The sequence below is a fragment of the Haemophilus parainfluenzae genome (genome assembly GCF_003252795.1).
Taxonomy (GTDB): Bacteria; Pseudomonadota; Gammaproteobacteria; order Enterobacterales; family Pasteurellaceae; genus Haemophilus_D; species Haemophilus_D parainfluenzae_K.
Genome location: NZ_QEPQ01000002.1, coordinates 122,169 through 144,142 on the forward strand (window position 1 = coordinate 122,169; position 21,974 = coordinate 144,142).

Below are 21,974 nucleotides of genomic sequence, written 5' to 3' on the forward strand. Positions count from 1 at the left end.
ATAATATAATTGTTTATATGGAGTATAAAATGCTAAAAAAAATCAAACTTCAAGCTGGGGCGTATTTAGGGTCGGATGATAGTTTAGGAATAGAACTTACCCCTATAACTGTTTTTATTGGTCCTAATAATAGTGGTAAATCTCAAGCGTTAATTGAAATAGAAGGATGGATAACTAGCGGAAGAACAGAGCCATTAAATATAATTAGTGATTTAGAATTTGAAAGTTTAGCTGAGGATCAAGTTTATGAAAAAATATTAAATAAAATAAAAATTGCTCCTTCTAAGCATTTTCCTCCTTATGATAATAATTATATGGTAGTTGGGATGTACAATAATAATTGTCAAGTTTATTTGCCAAATTTAATCAATACAGCATTATCTCCAAATAAGGAAAACTTCAAAAATTCAGAGTTGCCAATGGTTTTGCAATATTTAACGACAAGGCTTGATGGATATAATAGATTGAATTTGATTACAGAACAAGTTGCAGATGATTTACAAGAAGAACCTAGAGATACTTTTTCTAAATTATTTAGGGATAAGGCCTTAATTTCTAAAGTAAGGGATATTGTTTATAATGCTTTTCAAAAATATTTAGTAATTGATCCTACTAATTTAGGTTATCTTAGATTGAGATTATCGGAAAAAGAGCCTAAAGATGAATTGGATAAAAGTCTTAGTGAAGAGGCTAGGGTTTTTCATAAAAATGCAACTTTAATAAATGATGTTAGTGATGGTGTTAAAGCATTTATAGGAATTATAATATCTTTAATTGCTGGAGAGTCTGATTTCATATTAGTTGATGAACCAGAGGCGTTCTTACATCCAACACTTTCCTATAAATTAGGTAAAGAGATTACATCAATATTAGATAATGATAAAAGACTGTTTGTTGCCACTCATAGTGCTGATTTTTTGATGGGCTGTGTACAAAGTAATGTTGGTATCAATATTGTGAGACTTACTTATGGGAATCAAGGGGCAACAGCGAGAGTTTTAACGCAAGATAAGTTAAAACCGTTAATGCAAAATCCATTATTGCGTTCAATAGGTGTTTTTAATGCGCTCTTCTATAATGCAGTTGTAGTAACTGAAGCAGATGCAGATAGAGCTTTTTATCAAGAAATCAATGAACGTTTATTAAAGGAAAAAGATCCAAGAGGGATTGAAGGGTGTTTGTTTCTAAATGCTCAAAATAAGCAAACTGTTTGGGATATTGTTAAGCCATTAAGAGAGTTGGGCATTCCTGCCGTTGGGATTGTTGATATTGATGTTATTAAAGAAGGGGGAGCTAATTGGAATAAAGTTTTAGATGGTATATATATTCCTGAGCGAAATAAGAGTTCCTTCAGAACAAATAGGGAAAATCTAGTGAACGCATTTGATGAAAAAGATTTTAAACGTAGTGGTGGAATTAATTTATTAACAGAAGAAGATCAAGAATTCTGTTCAAATTTCTTTGATAATTTAATGGAATATGGGTGCTTTGTTGTTCCAATAGGAGAAGTAGAGAATTGGTTAAGTGATCTTGATATTGATAGAAATAAAAATGGTTGGCTAAGAAATATTTTTGAAAAGATGGGAGATGATCCTAGTTCTGAGCACTATATTAGACCAACTCATAATGATGTTTGGGATTTTATAGGAAAAATATCACAATGGATTAATAATCCAAACAGAAAGGGGATTCCAAAATAGTTTTTATCAATACATATGAAAGACCACCTAATTTTAGGTGGTCTTCTTACTTTAATAAGGCATATTTACTTCATAGTCACACCCAACCATTTCATCATCTCTCTCTCATCCCAACCTTTACGTTTGGCATAATCTTGAGCTTGGTCTTCATCTATACGACCGAGTGTGAAATAGTTGCTTGCAGGGTGAGTGAAGTACCAACCGCAGACAGAAGCTGCCGGCCACATGGCGTAGCTTTCGGTGAGTTTCATGCCGATGCGTTGTTCCACTTCTAATAAATCCCAAATCAAGGCTTTTTCTGTATGCTCAGGGCAGCTTGGATAGCCAGGTGCAGGGCGGATACCGACATAGTTTTCATTGATTAAACCTTGGTTGTCGAATTCTTCTTGCGTGTAGCCCCAAATGCGGGTGCGAAGCTCAAAGTGCAGGTATTCTGCCATGGCTTCGGCGAGGCGGTCGCCCACAGCTTGTAGTAAGATAGCATTGTAGTCATCGCCTGCTGCTTTATAGCCTTCCACTAATTCCATTTCTTCAATACCCGCACAGACAGCGAACATACCCATCCAGTCTTTTTTGCCACTTTCGCGATCGGCAATAAAGTCGCTTAAGGCAAAGTTAAACGGGCTTTTGCTATTTTTGCCACGTTCGGTTTGTTGACGTAAGCCGTAGGCCGTGCCGATTGGTTGTGTGCGTTCTTCATCAGAGAAAAGCACCACATCATCGCCCACACGTTCCGCAGGGAAAATACCTAAAATACCGCTTGGGTTGAGTTTGTGGTTTTGCTCTAATTCATCTAATACCACTTGCGCATCGTTCCATACTTTGCGTGCTTCTTCGCCGCCTTCTGGATAATCAAAGGCATCGGGATAGCCACCCATTAAGCCCCAAATGCGGAAGAATGGTGACCAGTCGATAAATTTACGTAATGTGGCAATCGGTACGTTTTTAAATTCCACAATACCGGTTTGATTTGGTTTTGGTGGCACGTAATCTGCCCATTCACCACTAAAGCCATCAAATCGGTTTGCGCGAGCTTCTTCAATGCTCAGTTGCTTACGCAGTGGTTTACGGTTAGAGAAAGATTGCTGAATTTTCTCGTAATCTTTCTTGAATTGTTCCCATAATTCTGCACGGCTTTCAGGGTTCATCAATGTTGCACACACTGTCACCGCACGGGAGGCATTAGAAGTATAAAATACGCCGTGTTCTTTATATTTTGGATAAAGTTTAATTGCTGTATGTTCTTTAGAGGTGGTCGCTCCGCCAATCATCACAGGCAGATTTAAGCCCAAGCGAGTCATTTCACCCAAGAAGTATTCCATCTCATCTAAAGAAGGGGTAATCAAACCACTTAACGCGATGATGTCCGCTTTTTCATCAATAGCGGTTTGAATTATTTTGTCCGCCGGCACCATCACGCCCAAGTCAATCACTTCAAAGTTATTACATTGCATCACCACACTTACGATGTTTTTACCAATATCGTGTACGTCGCCTTTTACGGTCGCAATCACCACTTTACCGTTGCTTGAACCTTTTTGTTTGGTGGCGTTGATAAACGGCTCTAAGTACGCCACAGATTGTTTCATCACGCGTGCAGATTTCACTACTTGTGGGAGGAACATTTTACCATCACCGAATAAATCACCGACGACATCCATCCCTTCCATCAGTGGGCCTTCAATTACATCTAACGGGCTTGGTAATTGTTGGCGGGCTTCTTCGGTATCTTCCACAATGTAAGTGGTAATTCCTTTCACTAGCGCGTGTTTTAAACGTTCTGCCACTGGCCAAGTGCGCCATTCTGCGACAGAATCGACCGCACTTTCATCATTGCCTTGATTACGATATTTTTCTGCAATATCGAGCAGTTTTTCGGTGGCATCTGGGCTACGGTTTAATACCGCATCTTCCACAATTTCACGTAACTCAGGATCGAGATCGTCATAAATTGCGAGCTGCCCCGCATTCACAATCCCCATATCCATGCCTTGTTTGATGGCGTGATAAAGGAAAACAGCGTGAATGGCTTCACGCATCACATTATTACCACGGAATGAGAAAGACACATTCGACACCCCACCCGAGATTTTCGCGTGCGGTAGGGCACGTTTAATGCGACCGGTAGCATTGATGAAATCCACACCGTAGTTGTTGTGTTCTTCAATCCCCGTACCGATGGCAAAAATATTCGGGTCAAAAATAATGTCTTCTGGCGGGAAGCCGACTTGGTTCACCAAAATATCATAAGCACGGCTACAAATTTCGACTTTACGATCTTCGGTATCGGCTTGACCTACTTCGTCAAACGCCATGACCACCACAGCGGCACCGTATTTACGCACCAATTTAGCGTGCTCGATAAAGATTTCTTCGCCCTCTTTAAGCGAAATAGAGTTCACAATCGGTTTACCTTGCACTGATTGCAAGCCAGCCTCAATCACTTCCCATTTAGACGAGTCGATCATCACAGGCACTTTGGCCGCATCTGGTTCGGTCGCCATAATATTGAGGAAACGGGTCATGCATTTTTTGCTGTCTAGCAAGGCTTCATCCATATTGATGTCGATCACTTGCGCACCGTTTTCCACTTGGTCGATGGCAATTTCAATGGCTTCGGCAAATTTGTCTTCTTTAATTAAACGTTTGAATTTCGCCGAACCTGTCACGTTATTACGTTCACCCACGTTTACGAATAGGCTTTCATCATCAATATTAAGCGGTTCTAAACCCGATAAACGCATCGCAGTTTTAATTTCAGGTAATTTACGTGGTGCAATACCTTGCATTGCATTCGCAAAGGCTTTGATATGCTCTGGCGTCGTACCACAACAACCGCCAACAATGTTCACAAAGCCACTTTCAGCCCATTCTTTCAGATGTGCAGCCATCTCTTCTGCCCCTAAATCATAGCCACCAAAGGCATTTGGCAAGCCTGCATTCGGGTGAACAGAAACATAGGTTTCGCTGATTTTAGACAGTTGTTCAACATATTGGCGAAGTTCTTTCGGGCCGAGCGCACAGTTTAAACCGAACGTCAATGGTTTAGCATGACGAAGCGAGTTGTAGAACGCTTCAGTGGTTTGCCCAGAAAGGGTACGACCGGAAGCATCGGTAATGGTGCCAGAAATCATAATCGGCAATTCCACACCTAATTCTTCAAATACGGTTTCAATCGCGAAAATGGCGGCTTTTGCGTTTAACGTGTCGAAAATGGTTTCGATCATGATTAAATCTGCACCACCTTCAATTAAGCCTTTAGTCGCTTCCGCATAGGCATCGACCAGTTCCATAAAGGTAATGTTACGGAAACCAGGGTCATTTACATCAGGAGAAATAGAGGCCGTACGGTTGGTTGGCCCTAACACGCCCGCGACAAAGCGAGGTTTTTCTGGTGTGCTGTATTTGTCTGCAGCTAAACGGGCTAGTTTTGCTCCTGCAAAATTCAGTTCGTAGGCAATAGACTGTAAATCATAATCCGCTTGCGCAATGGTGGTAGAACTGAAAGTATTGGTTTCAATAATATCGGCGCCCGCTTGTAAGTATTTTTCATGAATCGCAGAAATTAACAGCGGTTGGGTCAGGGTGAGCAAGTCATTATTGCCACGTAAATCAACCGCACTTTCTTTAAAACGCTCGCCTCTAAAATCAGCCTCGGTGAGTTTATATTTTTGGATCATCGTCCCCATCGCACCATCTAAAATAAGGATGCGTTCAGCGAGGGATTTTTTCAGTAATTCGGTTTGATTATGTGACATAGACAGCTCTTTTTAAAATCAATCAATATTGGTCGGAATAATAGGGATAAGCATTGATACTGTCAAATAAAAGGGTGGAAAGTGCGGTAAAAAAATGGAATGTTTTCAAAAAGAAAGGCGGACAAATTGTCCGCCGAATGGTTAGCAATATTTGCTGTCCGAGTAAAAAAACAGATTAACGTAAAAATGCCGGAATATTTTTTTCGTATTCACTGATGGCATCTTCGTGTTGTAACGTCAAACCGATGTTATCCAAGCCGTTTAACAAACAATGACGGCGGAATTCATCCAGTTCAAAGTGATAGACTTTGTCACCTACAGTGACCGTCATCGTTTCTAAATCCACATGGATTTGTTTGCCTTCATTTGCCCACACCCATTGGAAGATTTCTTCCACTTCTTCTTCGCTTAAACGAATCGGTAACATGTGGTTGTTTAAACTGTTGTTATAGAAAATATCCGCAAAGCTTGGTGCGATCATCACTTTGAAACCGTAATCGGCTAATGCCCAAGGTGCATGTTCACGAGAAGAACCACACCCAAGATTTTTACGCGCTAATAAAATGGTCGCGCCTTGATATTGTGGATAATTCAATACGAAATCTGGATTTGGCTTGGTGCCTTCTACATCCAAATAACGCCATTCATGGAATAAGTGTTTGCCGAAACCTACGCGGGTAATTGCTTGTAAAAATTGTTTTGGAATAATTGCATCCGTGTCCACGTTTGCCGCATCCAATGGCACTACTAAGCCTGAAAGTTGTTTAAATCCTGCCATTTTCTGCTCCTTAGTTTAATGTGACGTCACGAATATCAACGAATTTACCGAACATTCCCGCTGCGGCAGCCATGGCAGGACTCACCAAGTGAGTGCGACCATTACGACCTTGGCGACCCTCAAAGTTACGGTTCGAAGTGGAAGCACAACGTTCCCATTCACCTAAACGGTCATCGTTCATCCCTAAGCACATTGAGCAGCCTGGGTTACGCCATTCAGCGCCCGCTTCGATAAAGATTTTATCCAAGCCTTCTTTTTCTGCTTGTTCTTTCACTAAACCAGAGCCTGGTACCACTAAAATACGTTTTACATTGTCGGCTTTTTTGCGCCCTTTCATGACAGCTGCTGCGGCACGTAAATCTTCGATACGAGCATTAGTACAAGAACCGATAAAGACTTGATCCACCGGAATGTCTTTTAAATCGGTGTTCGGTTCTAAACCGATATAATTCAACGCTTTTTCTGCTGAAGCACGAGTCACCGGATCGGTCATTTCTGCTGGATTTGGCACTGGCTGATCGATACCAATTACTTGGCCTGGATTTGTACCCCAAGTTACCTGTGGTGCAATGTCTTTGGCTTCTAACGTGATGACTGTGTCAAATTTCGCATCGTCATCGGATTTTAAGGTTTTCCAATAAGCAACGGCATCATCCCAATCTTTACCTTTTGGTGCATGTGGACGACCTTTTAAGTATTCGAAAGTCGTTTCATCTGGTGCGATTAAGCCGGCTTTGGCACCCATTTCAATCGCCATATTACAAACGGTCATACGGCCTTCCATAGAAAGGTCACGAATAGCTTCACCACAGAATTCCACCACATGGCCTGTACCGCCTGCCATGGTAGTTTTACCGATAATGGCAAGAATAATATCTTTTGCGGTAATGCCTGGCGCCACTTTGCCACGCACTTCAATTTTCATATTTTTCGCACGAGCTTGTTTTAAGGTTTGGGTGGCTAATACATGTTCGACTTCGGATGTACCGATACCAAATGCCAAGGCTCCGAATGCCCCGTGGGTGGCGGTATGAGAGTCACCACAAACGATAGTCATGCCTGGTAAGGTTAAACCTTGCTCAGGCCCCATGACATGCACGATACCTTGTTCTTTTGTGGTCATATCGAACAATTGAATACCGGTTGCTTTCGTGTTTTTTTCAAGTTCCAATACTTGAATTTTCGCTTGGCCTTCAAGTTTGTTCACATCACGTACTTGGGTAGAAATACTGTGATCCATGGTACCGAAAGTTTTACTGACTTGACGTACTTGGCGGCCAGCTACACGTAGACCATCAAAGGCTTGTGGACTAGTTACTTCATGGATTAAATGACGGTTAATATACAAAATCGGCGTTTCGCCTTCAGCTTCGTACACCACATGGGCATCGAATAGTTTCTCGTAGAGTGTTTTTGCCATAATTTTTCTCAATTCGTTAGGGGCTTTGTTAGAGTAGTAAGTTTTAAATTGTCTGTTGGTATTTTTCTAATCCATTCGCAACTTTAGATGGATAGAACTCTATCACTTGATAATCTGCTATTTGGTGTTGGTGAAATGGATCTTGTTCAATAATTTGATTTACTTCATCAAGATCTTTTGCATTCATAATAATGATTCCACCAGTTCTAGGTTCTTTACGCCCAGACATTAGAAACTTACCTTGTTGATAAAACTTATCTAAAAATGTTCTGTGTTCAGCTAGAAATTCTTCAATTTTCTCTAAAGGTTGAATATAGGTTAATGAAACGATAAACATATAATCTCCTTTGTTTCTAGGGCTGCTTGATCCTTTCTATTAAATTTGTTGATGGTGGACAAAATGCCCACCCTGTTATTAGATCGCTTCAGCAATCAATGTACCCATTTGTGCAGTTGAAACAGGTGTAGAGTCATCGGCTAAATCACCCGTACGGTGACCATTTGCTAAGACTTTTTGCACGGCATTTTCAATCGCATCTGCCGCATCATTTAAGTTGAAGCTGTAACGCAACATCATCGCGGCAGAAAGAATTTGTGCGATTGGGTTAGCAATGCCTTTGCCTGCAATATCCGGTGCAGAACCGCCAGCCGGTTCATATAAGCCGAAACCTTCTTCATTTAAGCTAGCAGATGGCAACATTCCCATAGAACCTGTGATCATCGCCGCTTCATCAGAAATAATATCACCGAATATGTTAGAGCAGAGGAGCACATCGAAAGACTCAGGCGCTTTGATTAATTGCATGGTCGCGTTGTCGATATAAATGTGATCTAAGGTAACTTCAGGGTAGTCTTTCGCCACTTCAGTCACGGTTTCACGCCATAAGATTGAGGCTTGTAGTACGTTAGCTTTATCCACAGAAGTCACGTGTTTACGACGTTTCATTGCCGCATCAAAAGCCGCACGCGCAATGCGTTCGATTTCATATTTGTAATAAACTTCGGTATCGAATGCTTTGGTTTGTGCGCCTTCACCTTCACGGCCTTTAGGCTGACCGAAATAAATCCCGCCCGTTAATTCACGCACAACCACCATATCAAACCCTTTCGCTGCAATATCAGCACGTAATGGACAGAATTTTTCGAGTCCTTTATAAAGGGTAGCAGGACGGAGATTACAGAATAATTTAAAATGTTTACGCAATGGTAATAATGCACCGCGTTCAGGTTGTTGATCCGGTGGTAAATTTGTCCATTTTGGACCACCTACAGAGCCAAACAAAATCGCATCAGCATCATCACAGCCTTTTAAGGTTTCAGCTGGTAATGGGCAACCACAATGATCAATTGCGGCACCGCCGACATAAAATTCATTGAAGTTAAGTTTAAAACCGAATTTTTCTTGGACTTTGTTTAATACTTTAATGGCTTCAGCCATGACTTCCGGACCGATACCGTCTCCCGGTAGAACAGCGATGTTGTATGATTGCATATTATTTTTCCTATTTCAGTCACACCAAAGTGCGGTTAATTTTCTCCCCTCTTTTGTAAAGAGGGGCTGGGGGGAGATTTTTACGATATAAAATTCACTGCAGAGGTTGATGTTGCTTCTGCCAAATCTCCCCTAACCCCTCTTTGCTAAAGAGGGGGATTGGATTAATGATGTTTGTGGCTTTTAATATCAGCGACTTTATGTGCACGATAAATGGCATTAATTGCATGAACTAAAGCAAGTGCGGAAGATTCAACGATGTCTGTCGCTAAACCAACACCGTGGAATTTACGGCCTTCGTGTTCAACCACGATATCCACCTGACCTAACGCTTCAGCACCTTCGCCTTTTGCAGTTAAGTTGTAGTGCGACATTTTGATATCTAAGCCGGTTAAATTCAAGATCGCATTGTAAACTGCATCAACCGGACCATTACCACCGATAGAAGAGGTGCTTAATTTTTTACCATCCAATTCCACTTGAACAAATGCAGTTGCTGGATACTCTTTAGTGGAGTGTGCAGAAAGTTTATCTAACACTAAACGATCTTCATCCCCTTGTTGCATATCAATAAAGGCTAAGGCTTCTAAGTCATAATCGAACACTTGGCCTTTTTTGTCTGCCAATTTTAAGAATGCTTCATACAATTTATCTAAATCGTAATCTTGTTCGGTGTAGCCCATATCTGCCATGTGGCCTTTTACTGCTGCGCGACCAGAACGTGCGGTTAAGTTCAATTTCTCTTTCTTCAAGCCGATAGTTTCTGGTGACATGATTTCGTAGGTATTTTGGTTTTTTAACATACCATCTTGGTGAATACCGGATGAATGTGCGAAAGCGTTTGAACCTACAATCGCTTTATTCGGTTGGATTGGCATATTACAAAGTTGGCTCACCATTTGGCTAACACGGTGGATTTCTTGTGTGTTGATACGTGTATCCACGCCCATAAATTCTTGACGAACTTTCATTGCCATCACCACTTCTTCAAGAGAGGTATTGCCTGCGCGTTCACCAATGCCGTTGATAGTACATTCAATTTGACGTGCACCATTTTGTACAGCGGTTAAGGAGTTAGCCGTTGCCATACCCAAGTCATTGTGGCAATGTACGGAAATTACAGCTTTATCGATATTTGGTACGCGGTTACGTACTTCAGCAATAATATTGCCGAATTGGTTAGGTAAGCAGAAACCAACAGTGTCAGGAATATTTACAGTTGTTGCACCCGCATTGATTGCGGCTTCAACAATACGACAAATATTGTCGATACCGGTACGGCCCGCATCTTCGCAAGAAAATTCTACGTCGTCTGTATAATTACGTGCATGTTTTACTGCTGCCACCGCCATTTCAACGACATCGTCAAAAGTACGTTTTAACTTGGCTTCAACGTGTAATGCTGAAACTGCAATAAATGTATGGATACGAAACGCTTCTGCCACTTTTAAGGCTTCAGCTGCCGCATCAATATCTTTAATTACTGCACGGGAAAGTGCCGCAACACGGCTATTTTTGATATGGCGTGCAATGGTTTGAACAGATTCAAAATCACCTTGAGAAGAAACCGGGAAACCGACTTCCATCACATCCACGCCGAGACGTTCAAGGGCTAAAGCAATCTGTAATTTCTCTTTAACGGTTAAGCTTGCTTTTAACGCTTGTTCGCCATCACGCAAGGTGGTATCAAAAATAATAACGCGATCTGTCATAATGTTTTCCTTCTTTTATCACTCAAAGTGCGGTCATTTTTACCGTGATTTTAAAACGAAAAAACCCGCAATCTTAAAAGTGCGGGTTGATAATAGATTTTTTACATAAAGGTGTTTTTTATCCACAACTTAGCCGCACAAAGAATGTGAGAGCAGGAGGTTGAGAGATAAAGAAACAGCTTGGTACATAAAAAGATAATCCTGTAAAAAATTCTGTAAAACGCTGACCATATTACGGATAAAAATGTTGCTGTCAAATCATTTATCAGTGATTTATATCTAAAATGAATATCTCTACATAACCTTAAAAGTGTATTTCTCTAAATATAAATCATTGTTCAGAATTAATCTCTAAAAATAGCTTTTAAGAAGCTGTTTTTGTCCTGTTTTATTCCTTGTTTCTGGTATGCCGATTTTTTCTAAAATTTTTCTCTTTTTGCGATCTGAATCGCAGAATTAATACAAACTTTTCATTTTTTGTGACAAATCTCGCCATAATTTTCTTTTTAAAGGAGAGAATTATGATCGATTTCACGTCGATTTTGTTGCGATTAGCTCAAGTGCCCAAATTGGGCAGTGTGCGGATTCAACAAATTTTGGCCCATGTGAATATAGAAGACTTGTTAAATTATGATGAAGTGGCATTTCAACAAATGGGCTGGGATGCGTTGCAGATTCGTCGTTGGTTTCAGCCGGAAATGAAATTTATTGAACCCGCTTTGAACTGGGCTGAAAAAGAAGGTCATCATTTAATTCACTGTTTTTCAGATGACTATCCTTTTTTACTCAAACAAATTAGTGGCTTTCCGCCCTTATTATTTGTGAAAGGTAATCTGACCGCACTTTCAGCACAGCAAATCGCCATGGTTGGGAGTCGTTATTGCTCCGCTTATGGGGAATATTGGGCAAAATATTTTGCGACAGAGCTTTCTCTCGCAGGATTGACGGTGACGAGCGGGCTTGCATTAGGTATCGATGGATTTAGTCATCAGGCGGTGGTGGATATTCAAGGGCAGACCATTGCCGTATTGGGCAGCGGATTAGATCACATTTACCCCGCTAAACATCGCCGATTAGCCGAGCAAATTATCGAAAATAACGGGGCATTAGTTTCCGAATTTATCCCTACACAAGCACCGATTGCCGAAAATTTTCCTCGCCGTAATCGCATTATTAGCGGGCTTTCATTGGGAACATTAGTCATTGAAGCGACAGAGAAAAGCGGTTCATTGATTACAGCGCGTTATGCCTTAGAACAAAATCGCGATATTTTTGCCTTACCAGGGAATATTCAAAGTGAATACAGTCAAGGCTGCCATAAACTGATTAAGCAAGGTGCAATGTTGGTGGAACATGTTAAAGATATTTTAGATAGTCTCAATCATAGCGTTGTTTTTCAGCCTCCAGTACATAATACGCAAATAAATAAGCCGATAGCTCAACCACTCACAGCAAAAACACTAGCCGTGGAACCAAGTCATTCTGAACTTTATCAACATATCAGTTATACACCAATAAGCCTTGATGATTTATCGGTTGCATTGAATTTGCCGGTGGATTTGCTTTTAGTGCAGTTGTTAGATTTGGAGTTACAAGATTTAATCGTCAATGAGAATGGACTCTATAAGCGGATAGCGTAAACGGGGTAGAGTAAGGAGGCTATCCTGTGCTAAGATACGGTTCAGTTTTAGAAAGGAGAACCTATGTTAGCCATTATTTCCCCGGCAAAAACCTTAGATTTTGAAAGTGCGGTCAGAAATCTTCCTGTTTCTCAACCGCACTTGACGGATTATAGTGAGCAACTGATTGAAATCTGTCGTCAATTATCTCCCCAAGATCTTTCTTCCTTAATGTCTATCAGCGATAAACTAGCGGGCTTAAATGCCGCTCGCTTTGCTGAATGGACAAAATCTCACAACGAAAAAAATTCACGTGCAGCTATTTGGGCATTCAAAGGTGATGTTTACACCGGTTTGGATGCTGATAGCTTAACTGATGAAGATGTGCAATTCGCACAACGCCATTTACGTATGCTTTCCGGTTTATATGGCTTACTTAAACCCCTTGATTTAATGCAACCTTACCGCTTGGAAATGGGCACGAAGTTAGCGAATCCAAAAGGAAAAGATCTTTATGCTTTTTGGGGGAACATCATTACTCAATCTGTGCAACAAGCGCTTGATGAGCAAGGCGATCGTCTGTTGATCAATTTAGCTTCCGATGAATACTATAAATCAGTAAAAGAAAGCCAATTAGATGCACAGATTATTAAGCCTGTTTTCTTAGATAATAAGAATGGTAAATACAAAGTGGTCAGCTTTTATGCAAAAAAAGCCCGTGGTTTAATGTGTCGTTTTATCATTCAAAATCGTTTGGAACGTGTTGAACAACTGAAAGAGTTTGACCTAGGTGGTTATTGGTTTGATGCGACATCCTCAACGGAAAAAGAATTTGTATTTAAGCGAGATATCAATGAATAAAATCCTGGTTATATTGACCGCACTTTTACTCTCAGGTTGTGCGGCAAAAGTGAGTCAACTTCAAACTCCTGAAAAAATAGAGTACAACGGCAAAACTTATAAACTTACTGCAAGCCAAGATTTGGATACGATTGCGCGTTATGTTTATCTTGCCGAGCCGGATACCTTGGAAAATTGGCAATCTCAAATTGAAGTGTTGCTTGATCGTGATTTATCCCGTTCTATTGAGCAACGCGTAGCATTACGTGAGAAGGTATACCGTAATTTAGGTGTGAAAGATTTCAAAATCCTTGCGAATTCAACGAATCCGAAAAAGCCTGCCACTGAGTTAAATGCTTATGTCATTTATGCTCCGACAGAACAAAATCCATCTTGGCAAGTGGACATAGCTAAGGGTAAAAATGTGCCACGTTGTGGTTTTGTGCAATATCAATATTCCCAAAAAGTGGAACAAGGTAAGAAATTTCAGCGTTTAAACACAGTAAAGATTGTGAAAAACTTACAAAAGTATTTGGTGGCGAAGGAAAGCAAAACATTACAAAAAGCCGATCTTTCTTGGAAATGTGAAAGTTCTTTCCATCACTAAAACTTATACTAGATCAAATTCCACGTAAATTTTAAAAATTTTTCTAGAGCAGAAATAATGGATGGTGTAATCTTGACGCCAATTATTCTTAGAGTTCAAAGTAGGTAAATATGATTAAAAAAATTGCTGTATTAACCAGTGGTGGTGATGCACCAGGTATGAATGCTGCCATCCGTGGCGTTGTTCGTGCAGCTCTTGCAGAAGGGCTTGAAGTATTTGGGATTTATGACGGTTATCAAGGCTTATATAACAATAAAATCAAACAGTTAAACCGTTATAGTGTATCCGATATTATTAACCGTGGCGGTACATTCTTAGGCTCTGCGCGTTTCCCTGAATTTAAAGATCCTGCAGTACGTGAAAAATGTGCGGAAATTTTACGTTCACATGGTATTGATGCCTTAGTTGTTATTGGTGGTGACGGTTCTTACATGGGGGCTAAATTGCTTACTGAAGAACATGGTTTCCCTTGCGTAGGTATCCCTGGCACAATTGATAACGATGTGGCTGGCACAGATTACACAATCGGTTATGAGACTGCACTACAAACAGCGGTGGATGCCATTGACCGTTTACGTGACACTTCAAGTTCTCACCAACGTATTTCTATCGTGGAAATCATGGGTCGTCACTGTAGTGATTTAACCATTTCTGCAGGTATTGCCGGTGGTTGTGAATACATTGTGGCATCTGAAATGGAATTTAATCGTGAAGAATTAATTCGCCAAATTGAACGCAGTATTATTCGTGGAAAACGCCATGCCATTATTGCGATTACTGAATTAATCACAGATGTACATTCTCTTGCGCGTGAGATTGAAGCTCGCGTAGGCCATGAAACCCGTGCAACTGTATTAGGCCATATTCAACGTGGTGGTTCGCCTTGTGCCTTCGACCGTATTTTAGCTTCACGTATGGGCGTATATGCGGTAGATATATTGCTACAAGGTAAAGGTGGCTACTGTGTGGGTATTCAAAATGAAAAATTAGTTCACCATGATATTATTGATGCAATCAACAATATGCGCCGTGAATTTAAAGCAGATTGGTTAGAAATGGCTAAACGCTTAGAATAATCTTTTAAAGGTTATTTAAAACAAAAGAAATCGGGCTAAAACAATCATTGTTTTAGCTCGATTTTTATATGCTTAGATTAGGCTTTTAGTTTATTTTTCTTACGTTGCAAGAAGTACACGAAAACGAGTAATAATGCACAAGCAAGAGACACAATAAACAAGCTACCAAAGAATCCGTTCCAGTGGAGAGATTGAATAATCCACGCTAATGGGGCCCCCGCCGCTGCCGCACCAATATAGGCGAAGAGACTAACGAAACCGGTAGAAGAACCTGAAGCATGTTTATGAGAGTTTTCTGCTGCAGCCATTGCGATAAGGAATTGCGGACCAAAGATAAAGAATCCCATCAGGAAGAATAAGCCACACATCACAAAATAGTTATCGCTTGGGATGAACCATAATGCTAAGGATGTTGAAATAATACCTAACACATAAATGATGTTCATTTGGGTACGGTTTCCGTTGAAGAACTTATCAGAGCCCCAGCCTGCAAAAAGTGCCCCTAAGAAGCCACCGATTTCAAAGAAAGAAACCGCGGAGTTCGCTTTAAGTAAGTCATAACCGTGGGTTTCTGTTAAATATAAGTTACCCCAGTCATTGATACCAGTACGGATGATATAAATAAAACACCAAGAAAATGCTAATGCCCAGATAATGCTGTTTTTGAACACATAAATTTTAAGGATTTCCCAGTTAGATAAACCTAAACCTTCACTTTCATGTTCTTTTTCAGCAATATCATTACGCCATTCACCTACTGTTGGAAGTCCCATAGATGTTGGGCGATCGCGTAATAAGAAACAAAGGGCAAAACCGATGACACAGGCAATAATCCCTGGCACGATCATACCGTAACGCCATCCCCAATAAAGGGCAACGGCACCAGATAAAATTGGAATGAGTGCGCCACCTAAGTTATGTGAGGTATTCCAGATCGCCCACCATAAACCACGTTCATTACGTGAGTACCAAGTATTCAGGATTTTTGAACATGGAGGCCAACCCCAACCTTGGAAAAAGGCGTTGATCATCCAAAGGGTGATAAACATAAAGACAGATGAACTCATGCCGAATAGAATGTTGACGATACCCGTCATCATTAAACCAATCCCCATAAAGTAACGAGGGTTAGAACGGTCACCAAGTACACCTGATAAGAACTTGGACACACCGTAGGTGAGATAAAACGCAGTACCCATGATACCGATATCGGCTTTTTGTAGCCCGAGATCCGTTAGCATGGCAGGCATAACGAAGTTAAAACTTTTACGAGTAAAATAGAAAACGGCGTAGCCGATATAACTGGTAATCATCAAATGCAATCGCCAGTAACGGTAAGTTTTGTCGATCTCCTCTTTGCTTTTAGTAACCGGTAGATCCGGTGGTACACTGAAGATACCCATAATATTTCTCCTCTAATGATAATAATTCATTCCAGTATATTACAAAGCCGGTTTTTAAAAGGGGACTCAGATCAAAAAATAGAGGATTTATAGGAAAAAATAGTTTGATGAATCGTTGATTGATGATGGAGGAAAAAAGTGCGGTTAACATTTTAGGGTTTTGACCGCACTTTGTTTTAGGATGGTTTGGGTGTGTTTTATGCTTTACGCTGCAAAATTAAAAAACGACAATCATAAGGATTATCTGCATCCGCTTGACGATATTCTTCAAACTCGATGTTCCATTCTACCCAATTAATTTCTGGAAAGAACGTATCGCCGTCAATGTCTGCTTGAATTTGTGTGAGGTATAGTTTATTTGCTTTAGGTAAATATTGTTTAAATAGCTCACCTCCGCCAATTAACATGATTTCATCAAATTCTTTGACAAAATCGACCGCACTTTCAAAACTATTTTTCCAGATGACACCTTCATGTTCGTAAGGTGTACGTGAAAGGACAATATTGGTGCGTTTCGGTAGTGGGCGACCTATGCTTTCAAAGGTTTTACGGCCCATAATTACCGGTTTGCCTATGGTGTTTTTACGAAACCAAGCTAAATCAGCAGGCAAGTGCCAAGGCATTTGATTATCTTTTCCGATGACGTTATTTTTTGTTATTGCAACGATCAAACTTAATGTCATATTTTCTATCCTATTTTCTTTTTTTGCACTATATCATAGCTATTCAGAAAATCTGAATTTGAGATGGTTTTTTTCGTGATTTTTATTAATTTTAGTGCTAATTTAACCGCACTTTTCTATTTTTTAACTGAGGATAAACTATGTCGGCAAATCGCAAAACAATCGTTGTAAAATTTGGTACCAGTACATTAACGCATGGTTCACCTAAATTAAATGCCCCTCACATGGTTGATATTGTTCGCCAGATTGCCCAACTTCATCAAGTGGGTTTTCGTGTCGTGATTGTGACATCAGGTGCGATTGCAGCAGGACGACATTATTTAAATCATCCTCAACTTCCTCCAACCATTGCGTCAAAGCAGCTTTTAGCTGCAGTAGGGCAGAGCCAGCTTATTCAAGCCTGGGAAAAATTATTTGCGATTTATGATATTCACATTGGACAAATTTTATTAACTCGTGCCGATATTGAAGACCGTGAACGTTTTTTAAATGCACGCGATACATTACATGCGCTGTTGGACAATCATATTATTCCTGTGATTAATGAGAATGATGCGGTGGCAACGGCTGAGATTAAAGTAGGGGATAACGATAACTTATCTGCATTAGTCGCGATTTTAGTGCAAGCGGAACAACTTTATTTATTAACGGATCAACAAGGTTTGTACGAAAGCGATCCTCGTAAAAATCCAGATGCGAAATTGATTCCTGTGGTTGAGCAAATTACCGACCATATTCGTTCTATTGCAGGCGGTAGTGGCACAAACCTTGGTACTGGCGGGATGAGTACAAAAATAATTGCGGCAGATGTGGCAACGCGTTCGGGCATTGAAACCATTATTGCGCCAGGTAGCCGACCTGATGTGATTGTGGATTTGGCGTACGATAAACCAATTGGCACCAAATTTATTGCGCATCATTCAGATCGTTTAGAAAGCCGCAAACAGTGGTTATTTGCTGCACCATCAGCGGGCATGCTGACCATTGATGAAGGGGCTGAAAATGCGATGTTAGTACAGAATAAATCATTGCTACCAGCAGGGATTACGGCTGTAGAAGGGCGTTTTTCACGCGGTGAAGTCGTTAAAATTAAAAATACCTCAGGTAAAGTGATTGCACTTGGTATGCCGCGTTATAACAGCGATGCATTGGAATTAATCAAAGGGAAAAAATCCCAAGAAATTGAACAAATTCTGGGTTATGAATACGGTGCAGTTGCGTTACATCGTGATGACATGATTGTGCTTTAACATACAATAGAAATCGGATCTCTCATATTTTCTGAACCTTCCTTTTATTTTGTCGGTCTATAAAACCATAAAAAGGGCAATAGCCCGATATTAAGTAGTAAAAGGAGACAACATGAGATTAATAGCGACCGTTTTAGCTGTTGGGCTATTAAGTGCTTGTACGCAGAGCTATTATGTAAAACATCGTAGCCCCATTTCAGTGAGCAAACACGTAAAGCGTTTAAATACGACAGCTTGTCATGATAAAGATGACTGGTATTTAGATGGTTATCGTGTCGGGAAAGATTTCCAAGCGCAAAGCCAATCTCAATTGAACAAACGAATTAACTTTTGTGGTCGACGTGTACCTGAAGAGCTAAGAACCGCATGGTTTAATGGTTTTGATGCAGGCTCGAATGGCGTTCAGGTTGATATAGAGGGTTATGATGAGGATGCGATTCTAACCTATGATTATGACGATGATGATCGTTATAGCGAAGACGACGAAGAATAAAAAAGTGCGGTTAGTTTTAACCGCACTTTTTTATTTTAAAGGATATCGAGTAATTCGACTTCAAACACTAAAGGTGAGAATGGAGGGATAGATGCGCCTGCACCACGCTCACCATAAGCCAATTCGTGTGGAATAGTGAGTTTCCATTTAGAACCAACAGGCATCATTTGTAATGCTTCAACCCAACCACGAATTACGCCATTTACAGGGAATTCAGCCGGTGTGCCACGTGCAACAGAGCTGTCGAATACGGTACCATCTGGTAATGTACCTGTGTAGTGAACACGTACTTTATCAGTTGCAGATGGTTTGTTACCGTTACCTTCAGTTAAAATTTCGTATTGTAAACCGCTGTCAGTGACGTTTACGCCTGCTTTTTTCGCGTTTTCTTCTAAGAATTTTTTACCTTCTTCTTCAATCGCTTTAAATTGCGCTTGTTGTGCTTCAGCCGCTTGTTGTTGAAGCGCTTGAACAGAATGCATTAAATCATTAATTTCTAATGCAGGTTGATTGCGGTTTAACGCATCAAAAATACCTTTTGCTACTGCTTCAACAGAAATATCCATTTGGCTATCTGCTAATTGTTGACCGATTTGTAAACCGATACCGTAGCTGCCTTTTTCAGAAATACTTTCTAATTTTACTTGTTCAAAAATTTGAGCTGTCATGTTTTTTCCTTTTTTGTAAAACTATTTTTTTAATGCCAAGATTTCACCCATGCGAACAGGTTCATCAACACTTAAATGATCGGCAATTTGTACTTGACCGGCTTGGAATAAATTAATCACGGTAGAACCAAGTTGGAACCAACCCATTTCTTGACCTTTGCTTAATTTAACCGCACTTTCACCTTCATAAGTCCACACTTTCACTTCGTTATAACGTGGCGGATTAATCACACCAGCCCAAACAGTGCCGATACTTGCAGTGATTGTTGCACCCACTAAGATTTGTACCATAGTACCGAATTCAGTATCAAAGACACAAATCACACGTTCATTACGTGCGAAGAGGTTCGGTACATGTTTCGCTAAAAATGGATTGACGGAGAATAAATCACCCGGCACGTAAATCATTTTGCGAAGTGTACCATCACATGGCATATGCACACGGTGATAATCACGTGGTGATAAATAAGTGGTGACGAATTCCCCATTTTTAAAGGTCTCGGTTAAATCTTTATCTTCCGCTAATAAATCGTTTAAGCTGAAGAAGTGACCTTTTGCTTGTAATAGGCGATCATCTTCAATATGCCCACATTCACTTACACGACCATCCGCAGGGCAACAAAGTGCGGTTGAATTTTGGTTAATTGGTCGTGCATTTTCTTTTAATGGACGGATAAAGAATTCGTTAAAACTGGCGTAATCACTGAATTTTTCTTTTTCAGCAATGCTCATATCAATGTTGTATTTTTTTGCAAACGCTTTAATCACAAAATGTGTCACTGCGCCCCATTTTTGTTTAGCTAACCAACCTGCTGCTTGTGTTATATAGATTTGTGGCATCACATATTGAAATGCAACTTTTAGGCGTTGCCAATAAGAAATTGGGTTCATTGATTTCTCCGATAAGATTAAAAAGTTGGGCGATTATAACAACTTATTTCACTTGCGCAATGTTAGTTGATATTTTTGCGTAAGATCAAAGCAATAAGCCGACATTTGCCGGCTTATTGTTATGTTTATAAAATCATTTTGACTAATTTGTCTGCTTGAATCCGAGCAAATTTCTTCAACAGTTTTTGCACCGGTTCAGGATATTGCGTCAATTCTTCTAATTCAGAATAATCTTGCAATACTTTGGTATGTTGGCGGATGTGCGACAATTCTTGTTCCACTTGAGGCAGAAGTTCTTGTTTTGGATCGTGGATTAATAATCCATTTTCCGCATCTAAACGCCATGCGCGCGGGTTTAAGTTGTTCCCCGTTAAAAGAATATACTGGTTGTCCACCCAAACACCTTTGAGGTGATAAGTGTTATCGCCGTCTTTCCATAAACGCACCGTTAAATGGCCATTTTTAATGTAAGCATCAAATTTCTCGCAGAAACGACGAAGATTGCTTTCATATAAATAAGGCAATGCACCTGCCATTTTAAATGGCTGCTCTGGTGGAATATAGAAATCGTTCGCGACTTTATCACCCACAATAATTTCGACACGTTTTCCTTGTTCTAATAAGCGGGCAAGTTTACTTCTTAGCGTGCGAGGGAAGTTGAAATAAGGGGTACAAATCACCAATTTTTCCTTCACTTGTAAGAATAAATCTTCAATAACTTGGTTTAATTCATTGGCCGATGCACCTAAACCAAAAAGTGGTGAAATGGTTAAAACATCTGAAAAACCAACCGCACTTTCCAACTGATATTCCGCATGGGCAGATAAGTTTTTACGATAAGCTTTTATTGCACTACGAATTTCTTTGGTGCGAGGACGATTAGCCACATCTAATGGATGTACAGCGCTGAAATCCAATAAATAATCATTGATGAAATTAACCATAGAGTCTGCCAACGCAGCATTGTGGATTTTTTGATAACGGTCGTAACGGTATTTATCTTGTTGTTGTAAATACACGTTATTAATACTTGCGCCGCTATAAAGCACGGTATCATCAAAGACAAAGCCTTTAATATGTAATACACCAAAGACTTCGCGGGTATTAATTGGCACACCGAAGAACATATTCGGTTCATCGGGAAGTTGATAGGTTTGGCGTTGTTCACAATACCAATCAGCATTAGTAGCAGATTTTTCTGCACCGAGTAAATTGCGTTGTCCGCGATGCCAATCCACTAAAATTTTCACATCCAATTCTGGATGATCTTGTTTTACGCGATAAATTTCATTGAGAATTTCTTGTCCAGCTTCATCTTTTTGCCAATAAAGTGCGGTCACGTAAATGCGTTTTTTAGCTTGGCGAATTAATTCTATAATTTGTGCTTTGAATTCAAGCGGACTAAACAGAAACTCAACCTGTTCTGCCTGTAAAGGAAGAAAAGGCAAATTTTTTAAATTTTGTTCTGCTCGTTTAGCTTTATTGATTAACATAATCCATCTCTACACTAAAAATTAATGCTCTAGTTTACAATATTTCCTTTGTGGATTGATAGAAAAAAGGTTTTTTTTCGTTATAATGCTC

The 21,974-nt window shown here is 40.1% G+C and carries 18 protein-coding genes; 7 read left to right on the forward strand and 11 right to left on the reverse strand.

What is annotated here, in order from left to right; all coding sequences use genetic code 11:
- Positions 1-29: 29 nt before the first annotated feature.
- The gene (locus tag DPV81_RS03085) at positions 30-1,700 is read left to right on the forward strand and encodes an ATP-dependent nuclease (RefSeq protein ID WP_111386719.1); all 1,671 of its coding nucleotides are present in this window, start codon (positions 30-32) and stop codon (positions 1,698-1,700) included.
- 65 nt (positions 1,701-1,765) lie between these two features.
- Here DPV81_RS03085 and metH read toward each other — a convergent pair whose 3' ends face one another.
- The 6 genes from metH to leuA all read right to left on the reverse strand — a co-directional run bounded on the left by metH (position 1,766) and on the right by leuA (position 10,860).
- The gene (gene metH, locus DPV81_RS03090) at positions 1,766-5,458 is read right to left on the reverse strand and encodes a methionine synthase (protein ID WP_111386720.1); all 3,693 of its coding nucleotides are present in this window, start codon (positions 5,456-5,458) and stop codon (positions 1,766-1,768) included.
- Between the two features lie 175 nt (positions 5,459-5,633).
- Positions 5,634-6,236, reverse strand: coding sequence for a 3-isopropylmalate dehydratase small subunit (gene leuD, locus DPV81_RS03095; protein ID WP_111386722.1), 603 nt, complete (start codon positions 6,234-6,236; stop codon positions 5,634-5,636).
- Positions 6,237-6,246: 10 nt separating this feature from the next.
- Positions 6,247-7,656, reverse strand: a complete 1,410-nt coding sequence (gene leuC / locus DPV81_RS03100; protein WP_049365624.1) for a 3-isopropylmalate dehydratase large subunit — start codon at positions 7,654-7,656, stop codon at positions 6,247-6,249.
- Between the two features lie 43 nt (positions 7,657-7,699).
- Positions 7,700-7,993, reverse strand: coding sequence for a YciI family protein (locus DPV81_RS03105; protein WP_049373133.1), 294 nt, complete (start codon positions 7,991-7,993; stop codon positions 7,700-7,702).
- Positions 7,994-8,071: 78 nt separating this feature from the next.
- Positions 8,072-9,148 carry a 3-isopropylmalate dehydrogenase gene (gene leuB, locus DPV81_RS03110; protein ID WP_111386724.1) on the reverse strand — a complete coding sequence of 359 codons (1,077 nt, stop codon included), beginning with the start codon at positions 9,146-9,148 and terminating at the stop codon, positions 8,072-8,074.
- Positions 9,149-9,312: 164 nt separating this feature from the next.
- The gene (leuA, locus tag DPV81_RS03115; RefSeq protein ID WP_005696823.1) at positions 9,313-10,860 is read right to left on the reverse strand and encodes a 2-isopropylmalate synthase; all 1,548 of its coding nucleotides are present in this window, start codon (positions 10,858-10,860) and stop codon (positions 9,313-9,315) included.
- Positions 10,861-11,381: 521 nt separating this feature from the next.
- On the opposite strand from leuA, the gene dprA reads away from it, so the two are divergent.
- From dprA to pfkA, 4 genes are all read left to right on the forward strand, one after another.
- The gene (gene dprA / locus DPV81_RS03120) at positions 11,382-12,500 is read left to right on the forward strand and encodes a DNA-processing protein DprA (RefSeq protein WP_111386726.1); all 1,119 of its coding nucleotides are present in this window, start codon (positions 11,382-11,384) and stop codon (positions 12,498-12,500) included.
- Positions 12,501-12,563: 63 nt separating this feature from the next.
- Entirely contained in the window at positions 12,564-13,340 is a 777-nt protein-coding gene (yaaA, locus tag DPV81_RS03125) for a peroxide stress protein YaaA (RefSeq protein ID WP_111386728.1), read from the forward strand.
- A complete protein-coding gene (locus DPV81_RS03130) occupies positions 13,333-13,926 on the forward strand; it encodes an HI_0983 family protein (protein ID WP_070868666.1) in 594 nt (197 codons plus the stop codon). Before yaaA ends, DPV81_RS03130 begins: the two co-directional genes overlap by 8 nt.
- A 110-nt stretch (positions 13,927-14,036) precedes the next feature.
- The gene (gene pfkA, locus DPV81_RS03135; protein WP_049373141.1) at positions 14,037-15,002 is read left to right on the forward strand and encodes a 6-phosphofructokinase; all 966 of its coding nucleotides are present in this window, start codon (positions 14,037-14,039) and stop codon (positions 15,000-15,002) included.
- Between the two features lie 77 nt (positions 15,003-15,079).
- On the opposite strand, the gene uhpC is transcribed toward pfkA, so the two are convergent.
- Together uhpC and folA are read right to left on the reverse strand one after the other, a co-directional pair.
- Positions 15,080-16,405, reverse strand: a complete 1,326-nt coding sequence (uhpC, locus tag DPV81_RS03140) for an MFS transporter family glucose-6-phosphate receptor UhpC (RefSeq protein WP_070775635.1) — start codon at positions 16,403-16,405, stop codon at positions 15,080-15,082.
- Between the two features lie 197 nt (positions 16,406-16,602).
- A complete protein-coding gene (folA, locus tag DPV81_RS03145; protein ID WP_111386729.1) occupies positions 16,603-17,088 on the reverse strand; it encodes a type 3 dihydrofolate reductase in 486 nt (161 codons plus the stop codon).
- A 140-nt stretch (positions 17,089-17,228) separates the two neighbouring features.
- On the opposite strand from folA, the gene proB reads away from it, so the two are divergent.
- On the forward strand, positions 17,229-18,338 hold the full coding sequence (gene proB / locus DPV81_RS03150; RefSeq protein WP_111386731.1) for a glutamate 5-kinase: 1,110 nt from the start codon (positions 17,229-17,231) through the stop codon (positions 18,336-18,338).
- A 112-nt stretch (positions 18,339-18,450) separates the two neighbouring features.
- Positions 18,451-18,831: a hypothetical protein gene (locus DPV81_RS03155; RefSeq protein ID WP_111386732.1), complete on the forward strand. Its 381-nt coding sequence runs from the start codon at positions 18,451-18,453 to the stop codon at positions 18,829-18,831.
- Positions 18,832-18,866: 35 nt separating this feature from the next.
- On the opposite strand, the gene DPV81_RS03160 is transcribed toward DPV81_RS03155, so the two are convergent.
- The 3 genes from DPV81_RS03160 to pssA all read right to left on the reverse strand — a co-directional run bounded on the left by DPV81_RS03160 (position 18,867) and on the right by pssA (position 21,883).
- A complete protein-coding gene (locus DPV81_RS03160; RefSeq protein WP_111386734.1) occupies positions 18,867-19,499 on the reverse strand; it encodes an FKBP-type peptidyl-prolyl cis-trans isomerase in 633 nt (210 codons plus the stop codon).
- A 21-nt stretch (positions 19,500-19,520) separates the two neighbouring features.
- Positions 19,521-20,390 carry an archaetidylserine decarboxylase gene (gene asd, locus DPV81_RS03165; RefSeq protein WP_111386736.1) on the reverse strand — a complete coding sequence of 290 codons (870 nt, stop codon included), beginning with the start codon at positions 20,388-20,390 and terminating at the stop codon, positions 19,521-19,523.
- Positions 20,391-20,515: 125 nt separating this feature from the next.
- Positions 20,516-21,883 (reverse strand): CDP-diacylglycerol--serine O-phosphatidyltransferase, encoded by a 1,368-nt coding sequence (gene pssA / locus DPV81_RS03170; RefSeq protein ID WP_111386737.1) that lies wholly within the window; start codon positions 21,881-21,883, stop codon positions 20,516-20,518.
- Positions 21,884-21,974: the final 91 nt, after the last annotated feature.